General features: G+C 64.7%; 17 protein-coding genes, 1 tRNA gene and 1 pseudogene. 14 read left to right on the top strand and 5 right to left on the bottom strand.

Going from position 1 to position 22,504, the window contains the following annotated elements; translation table 11 throughout:
• Nucleotides 1-69: 69 nt before the first annotated feature.
• The 3 genes from ACE3UG_RS04605 to dprA all read right to left on the bottom strand — a co-directional run bounded on the left by ACE3UG_RS04605 (nucleotide 70) and on the right by dprA (nucleotide 4,786).
• Nucleotides 70-2,754: a DNA topoisomerase III gene (locus ACE3UG_RS04605; RefSeq protein WP_374620271.1), complete on the bottom strand. Its 2,685-nt coding sequence runs from the start codon at nucleotides 2,752-2,754 to the stop codon at nucleotides 70-72.
• 215 nt (nucleotides 2,755-2,969) lie between these two features.
• The gene (locus tag ACE3UG_RS04600; RefSeq protein WP_374620268.1) at nucleotides 2,970-3,359 is read right to left on the bottom strand and encodes a thioredoxin family protein; all 390 of its coding nucleotides are present in this window, start codon (nucleotides 3,357-3,359) and stop codon (nucleotides 2,970-2,972) included.
• Between the two features lie 89 nt (nucleotides 3,360-3,448).
• Entirely contained in the window at nucleotides 3,449-4,786 is a 1,338-nt protein-coding gene (gene dprA, locus ACE3UG_RS04595) for a DNA-processing protein DprA (protein ID WP_374620266.1), read from the bottom strand.
• A 132-nt stretch (nucleotides 4,787-4,918) separates the two neighbouring features.
• Between dprA and def the strand changes: the two genes are divergently transcribed.
• From def to ACE3UG_RS04525, 14 genes and pseudogenes are all read left to right on the top strand, one after another.
• Nucleotides 4,919-5,422 (top strand): peptide deformylase, encoded by a 504-nt coding sequence (gene def / locus ACE3UG_RS04590; RefSeq protein ID WP_374620263.1) that lies wholly within the window; start codon nucleotides 4,919-4,921, stop codon nucleotides 5,420-5,422.
• Nucleotides 5,423-5,568: 146 nt separating this feature from the next.
• On the top strand, nucleotides 5,569-7,323 hold the full coding sequence (locus tag ACE3UG_RS04585; protein ID WP_374620260.1) for an ArnT family glycosyltransferase: 1,755 nt from the start codon (nucleotides 5,569-5,571) through the stop codon (nucleotides 7,321-7,323).
• 30 nt (nucleotides 7,324-7,353) lie between these two features.
• On the top strand, nucleotides 7,354-8,337 hold the full coding sequence (gene fmt, locus ACE3UG_RS04580; protein ID WP_374620257.1) for a methionyl-tRNA formyltransferase: 984 nt from the start codon (nucleotides 7,354-7,356) through the stop codon (nucleotides 8,335-8,337).
• 210 nt (nucleotides 8,338-8,547) lie between these two features.
• Nucleotides 8,548-9,408 (top strand): zinc metalloprotease HtpX, encoded by an 861-nt coding sequence (gene htpX, locus ACE3UG_RS04575; RefSeq protein WP_374620255.1) that lies wholly within the window; start codon nucleotides 8,548-8,550, stop codon nucleotides 9,406-9,408.
• A 172-nt stretch (nucleotides 9,409-9,580) separates the two neighbouring features.
• The gene (gene rsmB, locus ACE3UG_RS04570; RefSeq protein ID WP_374620253.1) at nucleotides 9,581-10,894 is read left to right on the top strand and encodes a 16S rRNA (cytosine(967)-C(5))-methyltransferase RsmB; all 1,314 of its coding nucleotides are present in this window, start codon (nucleotides 9,581-9,583) and stop codon (nucleotides 10,892-10,894) included.
• Nucleotides 10,891-11,478, top strand: a pseudogene (locus tag ACE3UG_RS04565) (DUF4390 domain-containing protein); the annotation flags it as partial. The gene rsmB and the pseudogene ACE3UG_RS04565, both read left to right, overlap by 4 nt.
• 322 nt (nucleotides 11,479-11,800) lie before the next feature.
• Nucleotides 11,801-14,092, top strand: a complete 2,292-nt coding sequence (locus tag ACE3UG_RS04560) for an ATP-binding protein (protein WP_374620467.1) — start codon at nucleotides 11,801-11,803, stop codon at nucleotides 14,090-14,092.
• On the top strand, nucleotides 14,093-14,833 hold the full coding sequence (locus ACE3UG_RS04555; RefSeq protein WP_374620251.1) for a response regulator: 741 nt from the start codon (nucleotides 14,093-14,095) through the stop codon (nucleotides 14,831-14,833).
• Nucleotides 14,834-14,938: 105 nt separating this feature from the next.
• Nucleotides 14,939-15,014 (top strand) — tRNA-Phe (locus tag ACE3UG_RS04550).
• Between the two features lie 209 nt (nucleotides 15,015-15,223).
• A complete protein-coding gene (gene queC / locus ACE3UG_RS04545; RefSeq protein ID WP_374620249.1) occupies nucleotides 15,224-15,961 on the top strand; it encodes a 7-cyano-7-deazaguanine synthase QueC in 738 nt (245 codons plus the stop codon).
• 22 nt (nucleotides 15,962-15,983) lie between these two features.
• The gene (queE, locus tag ACE3UG_RS04540) at nucleotides 15,984-16,619 is read left to right on the top strand and encodes a 7-carboxy-7-deazaguanine synthase (RefSeq protein WP_374620246.1); all 636 of its coding nucleotides are present in this window, start codon (nucleotides 15,984-15,986) and stop codon (nucleotides 16,617-16,619) included.
• Nucleotides 16,620-16,631: 12 nt separating this feature from the next.
• Entirely contained in the window at nucleotides 16,632-17,072 is a 441-nt protein-coding gene (queD, locus tag ACE3UG_RS04535; protein WP_374620464.1) for a 6-carboxytetrahydropterin synthase QueD, read from the top strand.
• 603 nt (nucleotides 17,073-17,675) lie between these two features.
• On the top strand, nucleotides 17,676-18,098 hold the full coding sequence (locus tag ACE3UG_RS04530; RefSeq protein WP_374620244.1) for a DsrE family protein: 423 nt from the start codon (nucleotides 17,676-17,678) through the stop codon (nucleotides 18,096-18,098).
• Nucleotides 18,099-18,289: 191 nt separating this feature from the next.
• Entirely contained in the window at nucleotides 18,290-19,015 is a 726-nt protein-coding gene (locus ACE3UG_RS04525; protein WP_374620242.1) for a tetratricopeptide repeat protein, read from the top strand.
• A gap of 71 nt (nucleotides 19,016-19,086) precedes the next feature.
• Here the strand turns inward: ACE3UG_RS04525 and rodA are convergent, their stop codons facing one another.
• On the bottom strand, nucleotides 19,087-20,235 hold the full coding sequence (gene rodA / locus ACE3UG_RS04520) for a rod shape-determining protein RodA (RefSeq protein WP_374620461.1): 1,149 nt from the start codon (nucleotides 20,233-20,235) through the stop codon (nucleotides 19,087-19,089).
• Complete coding sequence (gene mrdA / locus ACE3UG_RS04515; RefSeq protein ID WP_374620240.1) at nucleotides 20,235-22,481, bottom strand: penicillin-binding protein 2; 2,247 nt, start codon at nucleotides 22,479-22,481, stop codon at nucleotides 20,235-20,237. Before mrdA ends, rodA begins: the two co-directional genes overlap by 1 nt.
• Nucleotides 22,482-22,504 lie beyond the last annotated feature (23 nt).

Raw genomic sequence — 22,504 nt, 5'->3', positions numbered from 1 at the left:
GCCACTCCCGCAAGGAAGTGGCCGTTTTCTTTGCCCCGAGCGATCGGGGCAATGCCGTGCGGACGCCGCTCAGAACGGGGGATCGTCGTCGATGGCCGTGTTGTCCGTCGCGCCGGACTCGGCGTCCTTCGTGGCCGGTTTGGCCTTTGCCGCGGTCTTGCGGGCGGCCGTCTTCTTCGCCGGCGCCTTCGCCGCAGCACGCTTCACCGCCGTCTTGCGCGCCGGTGTCGCTTTGCCGTCGCCTTCGGCGTCGCCCGCCGTCGAGGCGGTCTTCTTCGGTGCTTTCGCCTCGAATTCGAAGCCGATCGTGCCGTCCTTCTGCTTGGCGAGGTACGCCTTGAACGTGCGGCCCGTGCGTGACGACTTGAAGCTCGTCAGCAGATCCGTCTTGCCCTCGGTGAGCAGCTTGTGAATCTGCTCGCGCGAGATTTCCTGCTGAAGAATCACCTTGCCCGACGTGAAGTCGCAGGTCTTCGGGCTGGCGACGGCGTTCTCGCAGACATAACGCATGCCGTGCTCGAACACGCGAGCGCCGCACTTCGGACACTTGCCGACCGGCTCCTGGCCCGTGAAGTCCGGCGCTTCGCCGTCTTCGTCGCCGTTGTCCTGACCGAAGTCGAACTCGAGCTTGTAGCCCATCTCGTCGTCGGGAGAGAGCTTGAGAATCGCCGAGAACGGACGGCCCATCTTGCTGCGGAACCCGGACAGCGGGCCGATCGTCTTTTCCTTGAGCAGCGTTTCGACTTCGGGGATCTCGAACTGGCGTCCGCCCGGGATCTTCGAGATCGAGAAGCTGCAGTTCGTGCAGGCGAAGCGGCGGTAGTTCTCTTTGACCACGCCGCCGCAATGCGGGCAAGGCGTGCTGAGCGTTGCGTAGTCGCCTGGGATCGTGTCCGAGTCGTACTCCTTCGCGCGCTTGACGATGGTCTGCGTCATTTGCGCGATCTCGTGCATGAACTCGTCACGCTTGAGGCCGCCGCGCTCGATCTGCGAGAGCTTCGCTTCCCACTCGCCCGTGAGTTCCGGCAGGGTGAGTTCGTCCACGCCGAGGCCGCGCAGAAGCGTCATCAACTGGAACGCCTTGGCCGTCGGATGCAACTCCCGGCCTTCGCGCACGAGATACTTTTCCGTGAGCAACCCTTCAATGATGGCCGCCCGCGTGGCCGGTGTTCCCAGCCCCTTGCCTGCCATCGCCTCGCGCAGCTCGCCGTCTTCGACCAGCTTGCCCGCGCCTTCCATGGCCGAGAGCAGCGTCGCTTCGCTGTAGCGCGCCGGGGGCTTGGTCTGCAGGCCGACCGCTTCGACCTTGTCCACGCCGACCTTCTCGTCCTTCGCGACCGGCACGAGGTTCGGCTGCTCTTCCTTCCCGTCCTTGCCGTCGCCCGCCGCTTCCTTGCCATAAATGGCGAGCCAGCCGGCGTTGACGAGCACCTTGCCTTCGGTCTTGAAGTGGTGCCCCACGACTTCGGTGATGCGGGTGGTCACCAGATACTCGGCCGCCGGGAAGAACACCGCCAGGAAGCGCTTGACCACGAGGTCGTACAGCTTCTGCTCCGGTTCGGAGAGGTTCTTCGGCGCCTGCAGCGTCGGGATGATGGCGAAGTGATCGCTGATCTTGCTGTTGTCGAAGATCCGCTTGTTCGGCTTGACCCAGTCCTTGTTCAGGACCTGATTGGCGAACTGATGGTAATTGTTGCTCTCTTTGAGCACGGCCATCGTTTCTTTGACGGTGGCCAGATAGTCTTCCGGCAGCGCGCGCGCGTCAGTACGCGGGTAGGTCAGCACCTTGTGCTTTTCGTACAACGCCTGCGCCAGACCCAGCGTGTTCTTCGCAGAAAAGCCGAAGCGGCCGTTGGCTTCGCGCTGCAGGCTCGTCAGATCGAACAGCAGCGGCGAGAGTTGCGTCGACGGCTTCGATTCTTCCGTGACCGTGCCGTGCTTGCCGCGCACCGCCGCCACAACCGACTCGGCCGCCGCAACGCTCCACAGACGTGAATCGCGCTGTTCCGGATCGAATTCGTTGCGCTTGAAGTTCGGGTCGTACCAGCGGCCCTCGTAAAAGCCCGCAGCCGCGACGAATTCGGCGCGCACTTCCCAATAATCGCGCGAGACGAACTTGCGAATCTTTTCTTCGCGCTCGACCACGATCGACAGCGTTGGCGTTTGTACACGGCCCACGGTCGTCAGGAAGAAGCCGCCGCCCTTGCTGTTGAAGGCGGTCATCGCGCGTGTGCCGTTGATGCCGACGAGCCAGTCGGCTTCGGCGCGGCTGCGCGCGGCGTCGGCCAGCGGCAGCATGTCGCCGTCGCTGCGCAAGCGGCTGAAGCCGTCGCGAATCGACTGCGGCGTCATCGATTGCAACCACAAACGCTTGACCGGCTGCTTCGCCTTCGCGTGCTGTGCGATCAGCCGGAAAATCAACTCCCCTTCGCGCCCCGCGTCACAAGCGTTGATCAGGACGTCCACGTCCTTGCGCTTGATCAGTCGGGTAAGCACCTTCAGACGCGACTCGCTCTTGGCGATCGGCTTGAGGTCGAAGTGCGGGGGAATCACGGGAAGGTTGGCGAAGCTCCACTTGCCGCGCTTGACTTCATAGTCTTCCGGCGCGCCGATTTCGACGAGGTGGCCAACCGCCGACGAGACGACGTATTCGTCGTTCTCGAAGTACTCGTCATGCTTGGTAAAGCCGCCCAACGCCCGCGCGATGTCATTCGCGACAGACGGTTTCTCGGCAATGATCAGAGCTTTTGACATGACGTTAGGTAGTGTTGAAGGGGGGTCGCCAAGCGACATTCGTTGGCTTTATAACATATAGCCAATCCGGCGTTGCCGTCGGATCGGGCACACGGCGTGCCTGAAAGCGGCACATCATAAGCGCGTCCCAAGCCGGCGGCAAGCGTGGGACGGGCAAGGGCGCGACATCGCTCGGCGGCGGACCTGAGGGTCTTGCCGTCCGGTTCCGGCAGGCGTTATCCAACAAGCAAGTGCTCGCGCAGCGCGGGGGCGGCAACGGTGGCGTCGCCCAGCACACGCGCGTCGAGCATGCGCTCGAGAATGCCGATGGCGGGCAGCACCGGCCCAAAAAAACGGGCCTGTCCGGTGGGCTGCCGGGCATCTTGAACCAGCAAGGTGGGAAAGTTCTCGATGTCGTGATCGTCGAGCCACTCGGCATGCGTCTCGATATCCACCCACACGAAACATAACATCGGATGGCGGGCTGCCAATTGTTCGAAAGTCTGCGCATATTCCCGGCAGGTGCCGCACCACGCCGCACACAAACAAGCCACGAGACGCGTGTTGTCATCGGCTAGCGCGGCGGCCAGCGCGGAACGGTCGGCGACGGGATCGAAAACGGGCATTGGGTCGGGGTGTCGAATTCTCGGTAGTGGGCGCCGCGCAGACGGTGCCGGTGAATTTCGGGCATCGGCCTTGGCAGGTGGTGCATTCGCTAGCCTACGCCCTGGGCCGTCGAACGGGCAAACCGGCCGCCAGGCAGTCGGGCAATCCGGCCATCGAGTTCGAGTACGCTCAGATGCGCAAGCACCGCCGTGATCGCCATGCCGGTGCGCCCGCAGAGGGTGTCGACGCTGACGGGATCATAACCCAGCGCCTCCAGGACTGCTGCCGTGTCCGGGGGGAGGGCGGTCGGCGTTACGCAGGCGGCATCGACCGGCGGCATGATACCCAAGGCTTCCAAGACGTCCGCTGGCGACGACGCGAGCGTCGCGCCGTCCCGGATGAGCGCGTGGCAGCCCCGGCTTTGGGGGGCATGGATCGAACCCGGCACGGCGAGCACGTCGCGGCCCAACTCGCCCGCCAGACGCGCGGTAATGAGCGAGCCCGAGTGCGTTGCGGCTTCGACCACCACGGTGCACCTCGCGAGCGCGGCGATCAACCGGTTGCGGCGCGGGAAGTGATCGGGCCGGGGCGGCGTACCGACGGGAAACGCGGACATCAACAGGCCGCGCTCGGCGATGCGCTCGGCCAAGGCCTGATGGCGTGTCGGGTAGACAAGATCGGCCCCGGTGCCCACGACCGCGCAGGTGCCGCCGACCGTCTCGAGCGCACCCTCATGCGCCGCGGCGTCGATCCCGGTCGCGAGCCCCGACACGACAGTGACACCCGCGTCGCCAAGCGCCCGGGCGAAATGCCGTGCGTTGTCGCGTCCCTGGGGCGTGGCGCGGCGGCTGCCGACGAGGGCCGCCGCAACCGCTCCCGCACGGTTCGGCAGACGAATGTCGCCGCGGCAATAGAGGATCGGTGGCGTGTCGCCGAGGGTCAGCAGTGCGCGCGGGTAGGCGGTTTGGGCCAATGTCACCACGGCGCACCCAGGACGGCCGGCCCAGTCGAGCGTGCGGGCAATCTGCGCCATCAGCACCGCAGACACTGGTGCCAGCAAACGACTCACGAGATCGCTGGGCAGCACGCCGGCAAGCTCGGCGCGTGACGCCCGAAAAATCGCTTCAGGCGGGCCGAATGCCGCCAGCAGACGCCGCACGGCAGCAGGCGGTAGGCCGGGCGCGTGACATAGGCGCAGCCAGGCGTTGATTTCCGCTGGGTCGGCACCGACCGGGTCGTTGTCCAGCGCCGGTTCGACGCGTGCGGCAACGTCGTCGGCGACAGCGCCGGCAGGGATGTCGGTCGGGGCGCCAGTCGGGGCGCCAGTCGGGGCGCTATTCGGGACGCCAGTCGGGACAGCAGGAGGGGCGCCGAGGCGGGCGTCTCGGGCGGGCAGGGTGTTGTCTGCCGCCAGCGCCGACAGGGGCGCTATGTTAAAATTTTTCATTATCCGGTAAGCATTGACCGGGGGGCCAAGGCAGGCATCGCCTGCGGCGCGAGCATCGCGACGCAGCCTCCATCGCAAGATTGTGCGTTCGCGGCCCCTTACCCGGCAATGCGGCGAATTCCCGTTTTCATCATGGCATTACTGACAATTCTTCAATATCCCGATCCGCGTCTGCACAAGGTGGCCAAGCCGGTCGCCGAGGTCGACGACCGAATCCGTCAACTCGTCAAGGACATGGCCGAGACCATGTACGACGCTCCCGGTATCGGCCTTGCCGCCACGCAGGTCGACGTGCACGAGAAGGTCATCGTGATGGATCTCTCGGAAACGCGTGACGAGTTGCGCGTGTTCATCAACCCCGAGATCGTCTGGCGCAGCGACGAACAAAAGATCTTTGAAGAGGGGTGCCTGTCGGTGCCCGGCATCTATGACGAGGTCGAGCGCGCCGACCGCGTGCGCGTGCGTGCCCTCAATGCGCAGGGCGAGAAGTTCGAACTGGACGCCGACGGCTTGCTCGCCGTTTGCATTCAGCACGAGATGGATCACCTCAAGGGGCGCGTGTTCGTCGAGTACCTCTCCCCGCTCAAGCGCAACCGCATCAAGCAAAAGATGAAAAAGCAGGTCGAACGCGCGTAAGTCCCGTCGGGCGACGCCCAGCGTGGGCGCGCCCGGCAAAGTCCTCTATACTTGCAGCGCTCGCGGGCCCATGATCCCGCCTTTCGCCGCTGCGACGGGGCGTCTCGAACGTCTGCCGTCGGGCCAACTCCCGACCGTTTGCCGAGATGTCCATCGCCATCGCTTCGCCGTCTTCCCGCACTCGCACGATTTATTGGCTGAGCGCGGCACTCCTGTTTGCATTCCTGCTGGCGGGCCTGTTCGACCGGGACCCCTGGAAAGCCGATGAGCCTTACTCCGTCGGCATGGTGCTCAACTTCTTTCGAGGCCACGACCTGACCGTGCCCTACGTGGCGGCCGACCCGTTTGTGGAGAAGCCGCCCGTCATGTACTGGACCGGCGCGTTCTTTGCGCGGTTGGCGTCCGGCGTGCTGCCGGTCTTCGAAGGCGCGCAACTGGCCGTACTCGCCTGGCTGGTGATCGCGGTGATCTGTGTGGGCAGTCTGGCGCAACGTCTCTATGGCCAGACGCGCGTAAATAACGATCACGCGCCGACCTTCCAATGGCTCGCACCCATGCTGATGGTGGGCAGTTTCGGGGCCGTTGAGAACATTCACAAACTCACGGCAGACATCCCTCAACTCGCGGGTGCCGCGCTTGCATTGGCGGCGCTGGCCCGCTTGGCCGACGCCGAGAATTCACCGCGCCTGTGGGGCCTGCTTCTCGGGACAGGCGCCGGTATCGCCTTTCTGAGCAAGGGCCTGCTCGTCCCCGGCGTGCTGGGGCTCACTGCATTGGCCGTACTCCTCGTGCCCGCCTATCGCACCCGTCGTTACGCTGTCGCGCTTGCCTGGGCGCTGTTCGGCTCGCTGCCCTGGCTGGTCATCTGGCCGGTGCTGTTCTGGCGAGCGTCGGAGCCGCTCTTCATCGAATGGTTCTGGGATAACAACTTCGGACGGTTTTTCGGCTTCGTTCATCTCGGTGGGGAACGCACGTCGTATTGGAGCGACGTCACGAGCCTGCTCGGGCTGACGTTTCCGGCCGGCTGGCTTGCACTCGGCGCGCTGATCGCGCAACTGCGAGAGGGCGGCGGAGTGCGGCGTTACGTGATCGAGCGTCCGGCGCTGGCCATGCTCTGGCTGTACGCCGGACTGTTCGTACTGACGTTGGTGGCCTCGTCGGCCATTCGCGATATTTATATGTTGCCGCTCTTCCCGGCGATCGCGGTGCTGGGCGCGGGCGTACGTCTGCCGGCGTGGCTCGAGAAGACGTGGTCGGGCGTGGCGCTCGTGCTCATGAGCGCGCTGGGGCTGTTCCTGTGGGTGCGCTGGGGCCTGCAACTGACCGGGAACGGACACATCGCCGCCGGGCCGATCGGCAAGTGGCTGCCCCTCGATTACGTGCTGCCGTTCTCGCCGGGACTTGTGCTCGGGGCCGTCGTTGTGGCCGCCCTGTGGGCGATGGCCATCGCACATCGCCGGCAGTTGGGGGCGCTTGTCTTCGGCTTCGCCGGGCTGACGTTCGTCTGGGGAACGCTCTCGACGCTGTTGCTGCCGTGGATCAACGAGGCGCGTAGTTACCGCACGCCATTCGCCGCATTGCACGCGTCGCTCGCGCAGGCTGCGCCGCCCGGCACACCGCTGGCGAACCGTTGCATCGGGTCGTACAACGTTGGCGAGTCGGAGCGCGCCATGCTCGACTATTTCATCGACGTGCGTCCGGTGCAGATTCCAGCGCTTGCGCAGGCGTCGCGTTGCGGCGTGCTGTTGATCCTCGACAAGGCGAATGCGCGCATTCCTGCGCCGCACGGCTGGCGCGAGATCTGGCAGGGCGGTCGCGCAGGCGACACCAATGAACGCTTTCGCGCCTTCGTTGCGCCCCCCGCCTCCGCTGCCGTCGTGGCTGACGGTACCGTCAAGTAAGTTATCGCGTTCAGCAGGAGAGAGTTCGACATGACGCTTCGCATCGTCTTCGCCGGTACCCCGGAATTCGCGCAAATCGCGCTTGCCGCCATCGATGCCGCCGGTTTTCCTGTTGAGTTGGTGCTCACTCAACCCGATCGTCCGGCAGGCCGGGGCATGAAGCTGCACGCGAGTCCGGTCAAGCGGTATGCGCAGGCGCGTGGCATGCCGGTTGCGCAGCCGCCGTCGCTGCGCCGTAACGGCAAATACCCAGAGGAAGCCGCAGCGGCCATCGAGCAGTTACGCGCGCTTGCACCCGATGTCATGGTCGTGGCCGCGTATGGTCTGATTCTGCCGCAGGAAGTGCTCGATCTGCCCCGTTACGGCTGCCTGAATATTCACGGCTCGCTGTTGCCGCGCTGGCGCGGCGCGGCGCCGATTCACCGTGCCATCGAGTCGGGCGACACCGAGACCGGAATCACCATCATGCAGATGGACGCGGGCCTCGACACCGGCGCGATGATTCTGCGCGAGGCCGAGCCGATCGGCCCCGAAGACACCACGGCGGTGCTGCACGACCGCATGGCGGCGCTAGGCGGCCAGTTGATCGTCGAGGCCTTGCGCCAGCTCGCGCGCGACGGACATCTGCCGTGCGTCCCCCAGCCTGAGGCCGGGGTGACTTACGCGGAGAAGATTGCCAAGCACGAAGCGGTGCTCGACTGGCGCAAGCCAGCCGCAGTGCTCGCGCGGCAGGTGCGGGCGTTCGACCCGTTCCCGGGCGCGCTTGGCACCGTGCACGACACGCCGATCAAGCTGTGGCGTGCGAGCGCCGTGGCGGGCAAGCCGGCGGCCGCCCCGGGCACGGTGGTCGAGGTGAGCGCCGACGCCATCGTCGTCGCCTGCGGCGAAGGTGCGCTTCGCGTGACCGAATGTCAGAAGCCCGGCGGTAAACGTTTGCCTGTCCGCGACTTCCTCGCGGGATTCACGCTGACGCCGGGCGACGTTTTCGCGCCAGGTCTTGCGCAGACGCCGTAATATCGGATGAATCGGGTGTTCCGGACGTCAAAACAGCGCGGAAGGCGCTGCAAACGTCCGTGAATCGACGGGAAATTCCGGCAAACGTCTGAAAATTTCCAAACGGAAGCCGCCGCCGTTGAATTTTCCACGACCGGCACCATCTAATGCCCGGGAACACGCAAAGTGCGTGGTTTTCTGGGGTCATCAGGATTTGCAGAGGAGAACACCATGTTCAATTGGATGAAGACCACCCTGCTGATGGCGGCCATCACCGCGTTGTTCATGGTGGTGGGCGGCATGATCGGCGGCAGGCAGGGAATGATGCTCGCGCTGGCGTTTGCGCTCGCGATGAATTTCTTTTCGTACTGGTTCTCGGACAAGATGGTGCTGCGCATGTACAACGCGCAGCAAGTCGACGAGACGAGCGCGCCGCAGTTCTACAACATGGTGCGCGAGCTGTCGCAGCGTGCCGGCCTGCCGATGCCGAAGGTCTACCTGATCAACGAGGACGCACCCAACGCATTCGCGACCGGCCGTAATCCGGAGCATGCTGCGGTGGCGGCCACGACCGGCATTTTGCGGGTGCTCTCCGATCGCGAGCTGCGCGGCGTAATGGCGCACGAGCTGGCGCACGTGAAGCATCGCGACATTCTCATCTCGACGATCTCCGCGACCATGGCCGGTGCGATTTCGGCGCTGGCCAACTTCGCCATGTTCTTCGGCGGACGCGACGAGAACGGCCGACCGTCCAATCCGATCGCAAGTATCGCCGTGGCGATTCTCGCGCCGTTGGCGGCTGCACTGATTCAGATGGCGATTTCGCGTGCCCGCGAATTCGAAGCCGATCGCGGCGGCGCCGAAATCTCAGGCGATCCGCAGGCGCTTGCGATGGCGCTCGACAAGATTCACCGCTACGCGCAGGGCATTCCGTTCGAGGCGGCCGAGCAGCATCCGGCCACCGCGCAGATGATGATCATGAACCCGCTGTCCGGCGGCGCGATCGCCAACCTGTTCTCGACACATCCGGCGACCGAAGAGCGCGTCGCCCGGTTGATGGAGATGGCGCGCACCGGGCAGTATCCGGTCTGATCGAGTGCACGGCGAGCGCGAAGTGAGGCCTGAGCCTGCCGGCTGAGGCCTTGAGCGCCAGCGCGGGCGTGGTCTTCGTGCCCGGCGCCAGTCTGCTATCCTGTCGCCCGACAGCCGTCCGTTAGCCTCCCATGCCCGCCGTCGCGCGGGCATGTTTGTTTGTAGAAAGCTCATGCCGCAATCGAGTCTGCCCACCGAATCTCTGGCCTACGCGCTGCAGCGCGCCGCGCAGGCCCTCGAATCCGTCCAGAAGGGTACCGCGTTGCCGCAGGCGCTGGCACAAGCCACCGCGCAATGCGCGCCGACCGTGCGCGCCGCCGCGCAGGATCTCGCCTATCGCGCCGTTCGCCGTCTGGGCAGCAGCCGCGCGTTGCTCGCCGTATTGGTCAAGCCCGCACTGCAAGCCCGCGTGCGCGATATCCTGCTGTGCGCCTTCGCATTGCTCCAGGACACCGCCGAGGATGCTGCGTACACCGAATTCACCGTCGTCGATCAGGCCGTGGAGGCGATTGCGGCGCAACGGCGAACGCTGGGCGCGAAGGGCCTGGCCAACGCCGTGCTGCGTCGCTTCCTGCGCGAGCGCGACGCCCTGATGGCCCAGATCGCGCTGCAGCCCGAAGCGCGTTGGAACTACCCCGCCTGGTGGATCGACACCGTGCGCGACGCGTATCCCGAGCAATGGGAGACGTTGCTCGCCGCAGGCGATGGCCGAGGCCCCATGACGCTGCGTGTCAATACCCGCCGCATCGGCGTGGACGCCATGCGAGCGAACCTGGCGGCGCTCGGCATGGACGCCGAGGTCATCGGTCCAGTGGCGTTGCGACTCGCACAGGCAGTACCGGTGGAGCGTCTGCCGGGATTTGCCGACGGATGGGTGTCGGTGCAGGACGCCGGGGCGCAACTGGCCGCACCGCTCGTGCTTGGGGAAAGCCCGCGTGCGGGCATGCGGGTGCTGGATGCCTGCGCGGCGCCGGGCGGCAAGACCGGTCACCTGTTGGAACTGGCGGACGTCGAGGTCACGGCGCTCGAGTCGGATCGCACGCGCGTGCCGCGTATTCACGAGAACCTTGAGCGGCTTGGACTGCTCGCGGACGTGCGCATCGGCGACGCGGGCACCCCGTCGAAGTGGTCCGGCGGCGGTTGGGACGGCGTGCCGTTCGAGCGCATTCTGGCGGACGTGCCGTGTTCGGCGTCCGGCATCGTGCGGCGACATCCGGACATTCGCTGGCTACGCCGCGAGAGCGACATTGCGGCATTGGTGCAGGAGCAGCGTCGCATCTTGCTCGCCCTTTGGGACACGCTGGCCGTGGGCGGCGAGTTGATCTATGCCACGTGTTCGGTCTTTCCGGCGGAAAACGAACAGCAAGCGCAATGGTTTGAACGTGTTCGCGCAGATGCGGTACGATTGGACGCTCCCGGGCAACTGCTGATGACGCCTGGCGGCGCCCATGACGGCTTCTACTACGCTCGCTTCCAGAAACGGTGACTTTCTCCCAACGGCTATTGGCCAGTTTGCTGCCGCTGCTGCTGTGCATATTTGCGCTCGGCTTCGCTGCGCCCGCACGCGCCGACGGCGATATCCAGGTGCGCGAAGCCCGGCTCGAACCGTCCGAGGGTGGCTGGACGCTCGATGCGCGTTTTGCCTTCGAACTCAACAGTAGCCTGGAAGACGCGGTCAATCGCGGCATCTCGTTGTACTTCACGACCGACTTCGAACTCACCCGCTCGCGCTGGTACTGGTTCGACGAGAAGGTCGTGACCACTTCGCAGAGCGTGCGGTTGTGGTTCCAGCCGCTCACGCGCCAGTACCGGGTGTCCAGCAACAACGGCAACAGCAGCAACAGCGGCTTGCAACTCGGCTTCGGTTCGTTGCGCGAGGCGCTCGCGCTCGTACGCAACGTGAGCGGCTGGCGGGTGATTGAAAAAGGCGTCGTCAAGCCGGGCACTCAATATCAGGCCGCCGTGCGCATGCGGCTCGACAACGCACTGATGCCCAAGCCGTTTCAGATCGACGCCGTGAACAATCGCGACTGGAATCTGAGCTCGGACTGGGCGCGGTTCATGTTCTCGCCCACGGTACCGCCGGCGGCGGCCAACTGGCCCGCATCGTCTGTGGTGGCAACCTCCGCCGCAACCCGGAATGCTTCGCCTGCAGGAGAGAGCCCGTCGCATGCGCCGGCTGCCGCGCTGGAAAGCGCGCCCTCGGGCTTCGGCATGACGGGGTGGGCACTCGGGTCGAGCGCGTCGCCCGACGACCACCCGCATACCTCGGCCCGTCTGAAGGGCAATCTGCCACTCGCGTTCAGCGCGGCGCTGGTGCCTGGAGCGGCCCGTGTCAAATAACGGCGGCAGCCTGCTCAAGCACATCGTCATTCGCACGCTGATCGTCACGATGGCGCTGGTGGCCATCGGCCTGTTCGGCCTGCTCGCGCTTGCCTCGGCCAATACCGAATTCTTCGATCGTTATTACTCGCTGCTCTACACCGCGAACATCGCGGTGGCGATCATCTTTGTGTTTATCGTCGGCGCGCTGGTGTGGATCATCGTCGTGCGACTGCGTCAGCGGCGCTTCGGCACGCGGCTGCTCGCCAAGCTTGCGATCTTCTTCGCGCTGGTGGGCGTGCTGCCCGGCGGCATCATTTATCTGGTGTCGCTGCAATTCGTCTCGCGCAGTATCGAATCGTGGTTCGACGTGCGCGTGGAGACGGCGCTCGATTCGGGCCTCGAACTCGGACGCGCCATTCTGAACAACGGTCTATCGGATCTGAGCGCCAAAGCGCAACTCGTGGCCGATAACCTTGGGGCGAGCGGCGACAAGGGCGGCACGCTCACGCTGCTGCGCATGCGCGATCAGTTCGGCCTGCAGGACGCCACCATCGTCGACGGAAACGGCCGCGTGCTCGCGTCGGCATCGGGCAGCTTCAATGCGCTGGTGCCCGATCTGCCGACGGCGCTCATGCTGCGTCAGGCCCGCGCGCAGTCGCGCGGCTACACGGCCATCGAAGGCGGCAGCGAGGGCTACGACAGGCATCAGGCGCACGATCAACTGCGCTGGCGTGTGGTGATACGCATTCCGTCGGGCTACACGTCGTCGTTGCAAGACGAAGAGCGCTTCCTGCAAGTCACGCAGTTGGTACCGGCCAATCTGGCGCAGAACGCCGAGGCGGTGCAAAGCGCCTATCGTGAATACCAGGAAAAGGCGCTGGGCCGCACAGGCCTGCGTAAGATGTATATCGGCACGCTCACGTTGTCGCTGTTCCTCGCCACCTTCGTGGCGATGATGCTCGCGCTGGCCCTCGGCAATCAGCTCGCGCGGCCGCTCTTCCTGCTCGCGCGCGGCACGCAGGAAGTCGCGGCGGGCGATCTGTCGCCCAAGGGCGAGGTGCGTACCAACGACGAACTCGGCTTCCTCACGCAGGCGTTCAACGCGATGACGCGTCAGTTGTCCGATGCGCGCACCACGGTCGAGCGCAACCGTCTCGCGCTGGAGAGCTCGAAGGCGCACCTGGAGAGTATTCTGTCGAGCCTGACGGCCGGCGTGTTCGTCTTCGACCGCGATTTCCGCCTGACGACGGCCAATGCGGGCGCCGAACGCATCTTCAAGCAGAGCCTTCAGGGCGAGCTGAACCGTTCGCCTGCGCATATTCCGGCGCTGGTGGAATTCGGCGAGACGCTGCGTCGCGCGTTCGCCGATCGCGATGCGAACGCCGATCTCGGGCCGGGCGGACATTGGCAACAGCAGATCGGCCTGACGCTACCGGGCGAGACCGATGCCGTCACGCTGCTCGTGCGCGGCTCGCATTTGCCCGAACCGATGGTCGCCGTGGCCGGGGTGCCGACGAGCGCGGGCGGCGGTTACGTCGTGGTGTTCGACGATATCAGCGACGTGATCTCGGCGCAGCGTTCGGTCGCGTGGGCCGAAGTGGCACGGCGTTTGGCGCATGAGATCAAGAATCCGCTCACGCCGATTCAGCTCTCAGCCGAGCGTTTGCAAATGAAATTGTCCGACAAGCTGCCGCCGGCCGATGCCGAGGTGCTGCGCCGGGGCGCGACGACCATCGTCAATCAGGTGGCGGCGATGAAGCGCATGGTCGACGATTTCCGTGACTACGCGCGCTTGCCACCGGCGGTCATGCATTCGCTGCAACTCAACGAGTTGATCGGCGAGGTGCTGACGTTATACGGTGTGGATGAAGGGCGGGGTGCGATTCGTGCCTACCTAGGGGCCGACCTGCCGGAAATTCGCGGCGACTCGACGCAATTGCGTCAGGTTATTCATAATCTGCTGCAGAATGCTCAAGATGCGGTCAGCGCAACCGAAAACCCTCTTATCACGGTGGAAACGAAGACAGTAGAATACGCAGGAACGGATGTGCATCCCGGCGAACCGAAGCGCACCGCAGTGCGTCTGACGATCACGGACAACGGGCCGGGTTTCCCGGCGCGCATTCTGACCCGCGCATTCGAGCCCTACGTGACGACCAAATCGAAGGGCACCGGGCTTGGACTGGCGATGGTCAAGAAGATCGTCGATGAGCATCAGGCGCGCATCGACATCCGCAACCGGTCATTACCCGAGGGCGAAGGCAGTGCAGGCGCACAGATTTCGATCTTGTTTACTCAATTGGCTGACGACCAGGACCTGTCGCGCAACAAGCCGGCAGAACACACGAAGGTAGCGTAAATGGCAACCATTTTGGTGGTGGACGACGAAATGGGGATCCGGGAGCTGCTCTCGGAGATTCTGAGCGACGAGGGGCATGTCGTGGAGGTGGCGGAGAACGCGCAGGAAGCGCGCGCCTTCCGCGCCACGAACACGCCCGATCTCGTGCTGCTCGATATCTGGATGCCCGATACCGACGGCGTGACCTTGCTCAAGGAGTGGGCGGCGCAGCAATTGCTGACCATGCCCGTGATCATGATGTCAGGCCACGCCACGATCGACACCGCCGTCGAGGCGACCAAGATCGGTGCGCTCAATTTCCTTGAGAAACCCATCGCACTGCAGAAGCTGCTGCAGGCCGTGGAACAGGGCCTCGCGCGCGGAAAACGCGATCTGTCCGGCGGCGCACCCCATGCGTTCGAAGCCGACGACGATGCGCCGGAGGCAGGCGTCTTCGGCGAGAGCGAGCCTCGCCATGCGGGCGCAGGTCTGAACGGCGCGGCCACGCATCATGCCCCACTCGGCGCGCACGATGCCGATGGCGGCGCGGGAGGCGCCGGCGCAGGCATGTCGGGGGACATCTCCTTCGATGTCCCGCTGCGCGAGGCGCGCGATGCCTTCGAGCGCGCCTACTTCGCCTATCATCTGGCCAAGGAACACGGCAGCATGACGCGCGTGGCCGAGAAGACGGGGTTGGAGCGCACGCACTTGTATCGCAAGCTCAAGCAACTGGGCGTGGAGCTCTCGAAGAGCAAGACCTGATGACATTGCGGTGTGCTCAGGCGCGTCGCAATGCCGCTTCTCGGCAGATTTTTCGACAGAGGGCTTGCGCAAAGCGCCTGCTGTCTCTATAATCGCTTTTCTCTTGGCCCGGTAGCTCAGTTGGTAGAGCAGCGGATTGAAAATCCGCGTGTCGTTGGTTCGATTCCGACCCAGGCCACCAAATTCGAAGGGCTTGCGCACATCGCAAGCCCTTTTTGCGTTTGAACGAAAACGCTGCCCAATGATGGGTATCACGTCTCGGCGATAGCGACGCGGGGCGTCGCGGTTCAAAATCGCGTGACATATCCCGCACGTGGGCCGCCCTGAGGTGGCCGCAAGCGCGTGCCCCGGCCCCCGTCGCCCTGACGGCGAGGGCGATACTGCTAGCGCATGATCATGACGACAAGCACCGATTCCGCTCTGGTTCTGTTCTCCGGTGGACAGGATTCGACGACCTGCCTCGCGTGGGCACTGTCGCGCTACGCGCGCGTGGAGACGCTGGGCTTCGATTACGGCCAGCGCCACAGCGTGGAGCTGGAATGCCGCACCGATGTGCTCGCCAAACTGCGCGAGCGTTTCCCGCAGTGGGCGCCGCGTCTGGGCGACGACCATATGATCGACCTGTCGATCCTTGGTCAGATCAGCGAGACGTCGCTCACGCGCGAGACCACGATCGCCATGGCGGAGAATCATCTGCCGAATACGTTCGTGCCGGGCCGGAATCTGCTGTTCCTGACGATTGGTGCGACCATTGCGTATCGACGCGGTTTGCGTGTGCTGGTCGGCGGAATGTGCGAGACGGATTTCTCGGGCTACCCCGACTGCCGCGACGACACCATGAAGGCGCTCCAGGTTGCGCTCAATCTGGGAATGGACCAGCGCTTTATCGTCGAGACACCGCTGATGTGGATCGACAAGGCCGACACATGGCAGATGGCGCAGGATCTGGGGGGCGCCCTGCTGGTCGAGACCGTGCGCGAAGATACGCACACGTGCTATCTGGGCGAGCGCAGCGTGCTGCATCCGTGGGGTTACGGTTGCGGCGAATGCCCGGCGTGCCAGTTGCGCCAGCGGGGTTATGAACAGTGGCGCGCACGCGGCAACGATCGGGATTGCGGCGCGGCGTGAGCCTTGGATAATCGAGAGAACCATGACGTACGCGGTAAAGGAAATCTTCTACACCTTGCAGGGCGAGGGCGCGAACGCCGGCCGCCCGGCGGTGTTCTGCCGGTTTGCGGGGTGCAACCTGTGGACTGGCCGCGAAGAGGACCGGACTGACGCCGTCTGCCAGTTCTGCGATACCGATTTTGTCGGCACGGACGGCGAGAATGGCGGAAAGTACCGCACGCCGGCCGATCTCGTCGCGCAGATCGTGGCGTTGTGGCCGGAGGCCGATCGTGCGCACCGGTTCGTCGTGTGCACGGGCGGTGAGCCGCTCCTCCAGATCGACGCGCCGCTCATCGACGCGCTGCACGCCGAGGGGTTTCGCATCGCCGTGGAAACCAACGGCACGCAGGCCGTCCCGGCGGGCATCGACTGGGTGTGCGTCAGTCCGAAAGCCGATGCCGAGCTGATCGTCACGCGCGGCGATGAGCTCAAGGTCGTGGTGCCGCAGGATCGTCAACGTCTGGCCGATTACGAAGCGCTCGATTTCCGGCACTTCTACCTCCAGCCGATGGACGGCCCGTTGCGCGACACGAATACGAAGCTGGCGATCGACTATTGCAAATCGCATCCGCGATGGTCGCTGTCGATGCAGACGCACAAATACCTGAATATTCCCTGAGCCGTGGCTGTGATTACGATTACCCGGAAACTTGAATTCGATGCGGGCCACCGCATTCCCGATCACCGCAGCCAGTGCCGCAACCTGCACGGGCATCGCTACGTGCTCGAGATTACGCTCGCGGGCGAGGTGAGTCGCGAAAGCGGCGCGTCCGACAATGGCATGGTGATGGATTTCGCCGACGTGAAAGCATTGGCCAACGAGCATCTCGTGTCGGTGTGGGATCACGCGTTCCTCGTCTACGAGGGCGATACCGCCGTGCGCAACTTCCTCGATACCATGCCCGATCACAAGACGGTGGTGTTCGATCGCGTGCCGACCGTCGAGAATCTGGCCGCTGTCGCGTTCGACACGCTGAGCAACGTCTTCGACGCCCACTACGGCCGCGACCTGCGCCTGGTACGCCTGCGGTTGTACGAGACGCCGAACTGCTGGTCGGAAGTCACGGCGTAGGTCGCGTCGTGGACGTCGGCGCGTTCGGGCCGTCGACCGTGCGATTTGCGCCGGTGCCGCGCGCATTCGTTGGGATCATGCCTACGGCAAGGCAAATTCGAAACTCCCACCGTTGAAATCGACGGCCGCCGTAGACGACATGACCGAAAGTCCCAACCCGCCAGATATCGTGTCTGGCGGGTTTTTCATTTCGGGAAAGGTTATGCCAAGAATTTCAGCGAATGGCAACGTGGTTGCCCAGGATAGTCAAACGCGCGTGCAGATTGTCGCGATGCACCGAGTGGATTCACACGGGAATTTGTCCGCGCTTGAGCGGGTGGCGAATCGGCAGGCGGCCCTGGTGTCCGTGCGTCCGCGGCCGAGCGCGCCGCCCGCCGGACGCGGTGACTTCTGCCAGGATTTTGCGGGGTCGCGTGCAGAAGGCCGCGCGGCGTTGCCCGATCGGGTGCGACACGCGGGGCCTGTGTTCTCCGATATCGCGACGCAGACCGACGCCGCCTGGGAGGCGCCACCGCCGTATTCGGCGCTTGCTCGCGGTGCCCCGCGGCGTGCCAACGCGCTATGATGCGGCTGGCACAACGTAACTAATAGGGGACTCCTCAAATGAAGACGCTGCTGCGCGGCTTGCTGGCCGCATTCCTGCTTACCGCATTCGCTTTGCCTGCGACGTCGGCCTTCGCGCGCGACAAGGTGGTGTATCACATCGACGATGCCGAGCATCAGGCGCTGGCCGCGTTGCGCAACATCCGCAATCAGCTCGATACGGCGCCGGACACCGACGTCGTGGTCGTTGCGCATTCGCAAGGTGTCGATTTCCTGATGGAGAGCTACAAGGATGCGGCGACCGTCGGGCCGCTGATCTCGGCATTGCGTGCACGCGGCGTCAAGTTCGAGGTGTGCGAGCTCACGCTCAAGCTGCGCAAACTGAAGAAGGACCAGTTCGTGCTCGACGCCGACTTTACGCCGTCTGGCGTGGTCGAGCTTACGCGTCTGCAGCAGAAGGGTTACGCGTACATCAAGCCGTAAGCCGGTCGTCTTCTGCGTCGGAAAAGCCTCGGCCTCGTGCCGGGGCTTTTTTGATGGGCGAATCGGGCGTCGCGCATCGTGCGCAAGGGCGAACCGGAGCGAACCGGAGCGAACCGGAGCGAACGTGCGTGCCGGCACGCCTTTTCAGTTTGGCGCACAATATGCGCAAAGTCTGCCTGAGGAGGTGTGTCATGTCGCCGTCTTACGCCATGCGCCGGCGCTTTGCCGGTGCCGCACTCACGCTGGTGAGTGCGGTGTGCCTACCGATGCCCTATGCCGTGGCCGCCGCGCAGGTGCCGGCGCCCGCCCCGGCCCAGCCACTGACCGACCAGGCCGTATACCACTACGAGGCGGGCCAGCAGTCGCAGGCGCTCGAAGAATTCCGCCGGGCCGCCGAGCGGGGCAATCGTCTCGCGCAATTCGATTACGCCATGATGCTGCTCAACGGCGAGGGCGGCGCGCCCGATCCGAACGGCGCCGTGCGTTGGCTCGAACGCGCGGCGAACGCAGGCATGGTGCAGGCGCAATACGTCTACGGGAAGATGTTCGACGACGGCTATGTCGTCGGCAAGTCCATTCCCCAAGCCAATCTCTGGTACGAGAAGGCGGCAAGGCAGGGCCACGTGCAGGCGCAGGCGGCCATCGCTAACGAATACTTCATCGGGCGCGGCGTCCCGAAGGATTACAAGACAGCGTTCGGTTGGTACGAGAAGGCCGCGCGCGGCGGCGATCTGCCGTCGCAGTACATCGTGGCGAGCTACTACGAGCGGGGTTATGGCGTTGTGACACCGGATCTCGCGCGGGCGCGTCTGTGGTACGAGAAGGCCGCTGCCCAGGGCGACGTGGCGGCGCTGGGCAAGCTCGATGCCATGAACCGCGAGCGTGCGCAGTCCCCGTCAAGCGGGGCTGCGCGCTAGCCACAGACCCAATGCGGCAACGGCAGGGCGATGGCCTTGCCATTGCGTTGGCGCGGCGTCGCGTCACATCGTCAACTCTGCATGAGCCGCTTCTCGCGTGCGACGCTCATCAGAATGCCGACACCGAGGCCGAGGGTCACCAGTGCCGTGCCGCCGTAGCTCATGAACGGTAACGGCACGCCAACGACCGGCAGAATGCCGCTCACCATGCCCATGTTCACGAAGGCGTAGGTGAAGAAAATCATCGTGACGGACCCGGCGAGCAACCGCCCGAACAGGGTTGCACCGGATGCCGCGATCATCAGCCCGCGCGCAATCAGCAGCAGATACAGCACCAGCAGCACGCCTTCGCCGATCAGCCCGAATTCTTCTGCGAAGACGGCGAAAATGAAGTCGGTGTGCTTCTCGGGAATGAACTCGAGGTGCGCCTGCGTTCCTTTGAGCCAGCCCTTGCCCGTCGTGCCGCCCGAGCCGATGGCAATGACCGACTGAATCGTGTGAAAACCCTTGCCCAGCGGGTCCGACGTCGGGTCGAGCAGCGTGCACACGCGGTGCTTCTGGTAGTCGTGCAGGACATACCATTCGACGCCCGGCTGACAGATCCTGTTCTCGAGTGCGAGGATCGTGCCGATGCCGATCACACCCGCGACGAGCACCGGCAGAATCAGCTTCCACGACAAGCCTGCCAGATAGATCACGTACAGTCCGGCGGCGGCCACGAGCAGACCCGTGCCGAGGTCGGGCTGTTTGGCAATGAGCCCGACGGGCACGCCGAGCAACGCCAGCGCGGCCAAATAGTCGAACCAGCGAACGTTGCCTTCGCGCTTCTGGAAGTACCACGCCAGCATCAGCGGCATGGCGATCTTCATGATCTCGGACGGCTGGATCACCATGCCGACGTTCAGCCAGCGCTTCGCCCCCTTCTTCGTCAGCCCGAACATCGCCACCGCAATGAGCAGCGCGACGCCGGCCGTATAGAGCGGGACTGCGAACTTCATCAACGTCTGGGTGGGCAGCATCGCGAGCAGCCACATCAGAATGAACGTGAGCACGATGTTGCGCACCTGGTCTTCGACGCGCCCGGGCACATCGATACTGGCGCTGTAGAGCGTGACCAGTCCCACGCACAACAGCAGGAAGACGATCAGCGCCAGCGGCTTGTCGAAACCGACGAACAGGCGCTTGACCTGCTCTTTCCACGAATGTTTGTCGAGCGCCATCATGGCGTTCCTCCTTGCGCACCTTGTGCACGGATGGCGGCGCGGTGACGGGCTTCGTCAGCGACGGTCGGACTCACGGCCGGCTGACGCGGCGGCGCCGGTGCGGGCTTCGGCGCCGCCGTAGCCGACGTGGACCCGGCGACGGCCTTGCCGTTGTTCGCCCGCGATGCGCCCGCCGTCGCGCCCGCCGTCGCGCCAGAAGCGAGGGGAGCGGCGCGTGCCACCGGCGTCGTGCCCCCCGGTGCGGCGGCGCTGGCGGGCGGGGCGTCCGGCGCTGCGGACACCGCCGACGCCCCCGATGCCGCCGCCGGCGACGCTGCGGCCTGCAATGCGGCCGCTTCTGCGGCGCGCTCCTTCGGTTCGTCGATCAGGTAGTAATCGAGCAGACGGCGTGCGACCGGGCCCGCTTGCGCGCCGCCCCATCCGGCGTTCTCGACGATCAGCGCGATGGCGATCTTCGGATCGTCGGCAGGCGCAAAGGCGATGAACAGCGCGTGATCGCGCTTGAATTCGGGAATCGCGTTGTGGTTGTACTTCTCGTTCTTGCCGAGCGAGTAGACCTGCGCCGTGCCGGTCTTGCCGCCCGCTTCGTACGGTGCGCCTATGAAGGCCTGGCGTCCCGTGCCTTCCTTGATCACGCCGACCATCGCGCGTTTGACGAAATCGATGTTCGCCTGTTTGTACGGCAGCCGCGCGCTTTCGTGCGGTACGGTGAGCTGGCGCGTGTGCGTGACGGGGTCCTCGATAGCCTTCACGAGGTGAGGTTTCATCACGATCCCATTGTTGGCCAGCGTGGCCGTGGCGTGCGCCAGTTGCAGGATCGTGAACGAGTTGTAGCCCTGCCCGATGCCCAGACTGATCGTCTCGCCGTCGTACCACTTCTGTTGCGCAGGCTTCTTGTACGCCTTGCGCTTCCATTCGGTTGACGGCAGAATGCCGCGCGCTTCGCCTTCAATGTCGATGCCCGTCAACTGGCCGAAGCCGAGCGGCGCCATGAAGTCGTGAATGGCGTTCACGCCGAGATCGTGCGCGAGCATGTAGTAATACGTGTCGTTCGACACCACGATGGAGCGGTACATGTCGATCCAGCCCTGGCCGCTGCGAACGTCGTTGCGGAACGTATGGTTGCCGAGCGTGAACGAGCCCGTGTCCTGGAAGCCCCAATTCGGGGTGCGCTTGCCCAGTTCGAGCGCCGCGAGCGCCATGAACGGCTTGTACGTCGAGCCGATCGGGTAGGTACCGCGCAGCGGCCGATTGAGCAGCGGCCGGTCGGGCGAGTTGTTCAGGGCGTCCCAGTTCTGCTGGTCGATGCCTTCGACGAACAGGTTCGGATCGAAGCTCGGCGCGGACACGAACGCGAGCACGTCGCCCGTCTTCGGCTCGATGGCCACCACCGCGCCGCGTCGTCCGGCGAAGGCTTGCTCGGCGACCTCCTGAAGCTTGATATCGATCGACAGCACGAGGTTGTCGCCCGGCGTGGCGGGGGTGCGAGAGATCGTGCGCACCGGGCGACCGCCCGCCGTCACCTCGATTTCCTCGAAGCCGGTAATGCCGTGGAGTTGCGTTTCGTAACTCTGCTCGACGCCGATCTTGCCGATGTAATCGGTGCCCTTGTAGTTGTTGACGTCGCGGCGGATGTCGTACTTGGCGCTGTCGCTGTCGTTCTCCTCGCTCATCGCCTCGATACGCTGGCGATCGCGTTGCGAGATTCGGGCGATGTAGCCGATCACGTGCGCGGCCGTCTCGCCGAGCGGGTATTGGCGGAAGAGGCGAGCGTGCACATCGACGCCAGGGAAGCGGAAACGCTGTGCAGTGAAGCGTGCGACTTCCGTGTCGGTCAGCCGCGTGCGGATCGGCAGGCTCTCGAAGCTCTTGCTGTCGTCCATGAGCTTCTTGAAACGCGCCCGGTCGCGCGGCGTGATCTCGACCACGTCGGACAGATCGGTGATGAGGTCTTCGAGCGGGCGGCCGATCTTCGACGGCGTGATTTCCAGTGTATAGGCGGAATAGTTGCGCGCGAGCACCACGCCGTTGCGATCCATGATCACGCCCCGATTGGGCACGATCGGGGCAAGAGAGACGCGGTTCTCGTCAGCTTGCAGCGCGTACTGATTGTGACGGAAGACCTGCAGGTAGACGAAGCGCACCACGAGCAGACTGAAGCAGATCAGCACGAAAAGCGCAGCCGCCGTGATCCGCAGATGAAACGTCTGCAGTTGTTGCTGGGGATTCTTGAACTCGGTCATGCGGGCGGGGCTCGATGGTGCGA

It is taken from the genome of Pandoraea sp. (assembly GCF_041919235.1).
Taxonomy (GTDB): Bacteria; Pseudomonadota; Gammaproteobacteria; order Burkholderiales; family Burkholderiaceae; genus Pandoraea.
The sequence above is the reverse complement of the archived record's forward strand: the minus strand, read 5'-3'. Positions and strand labels throughout refer to the sequence as shown.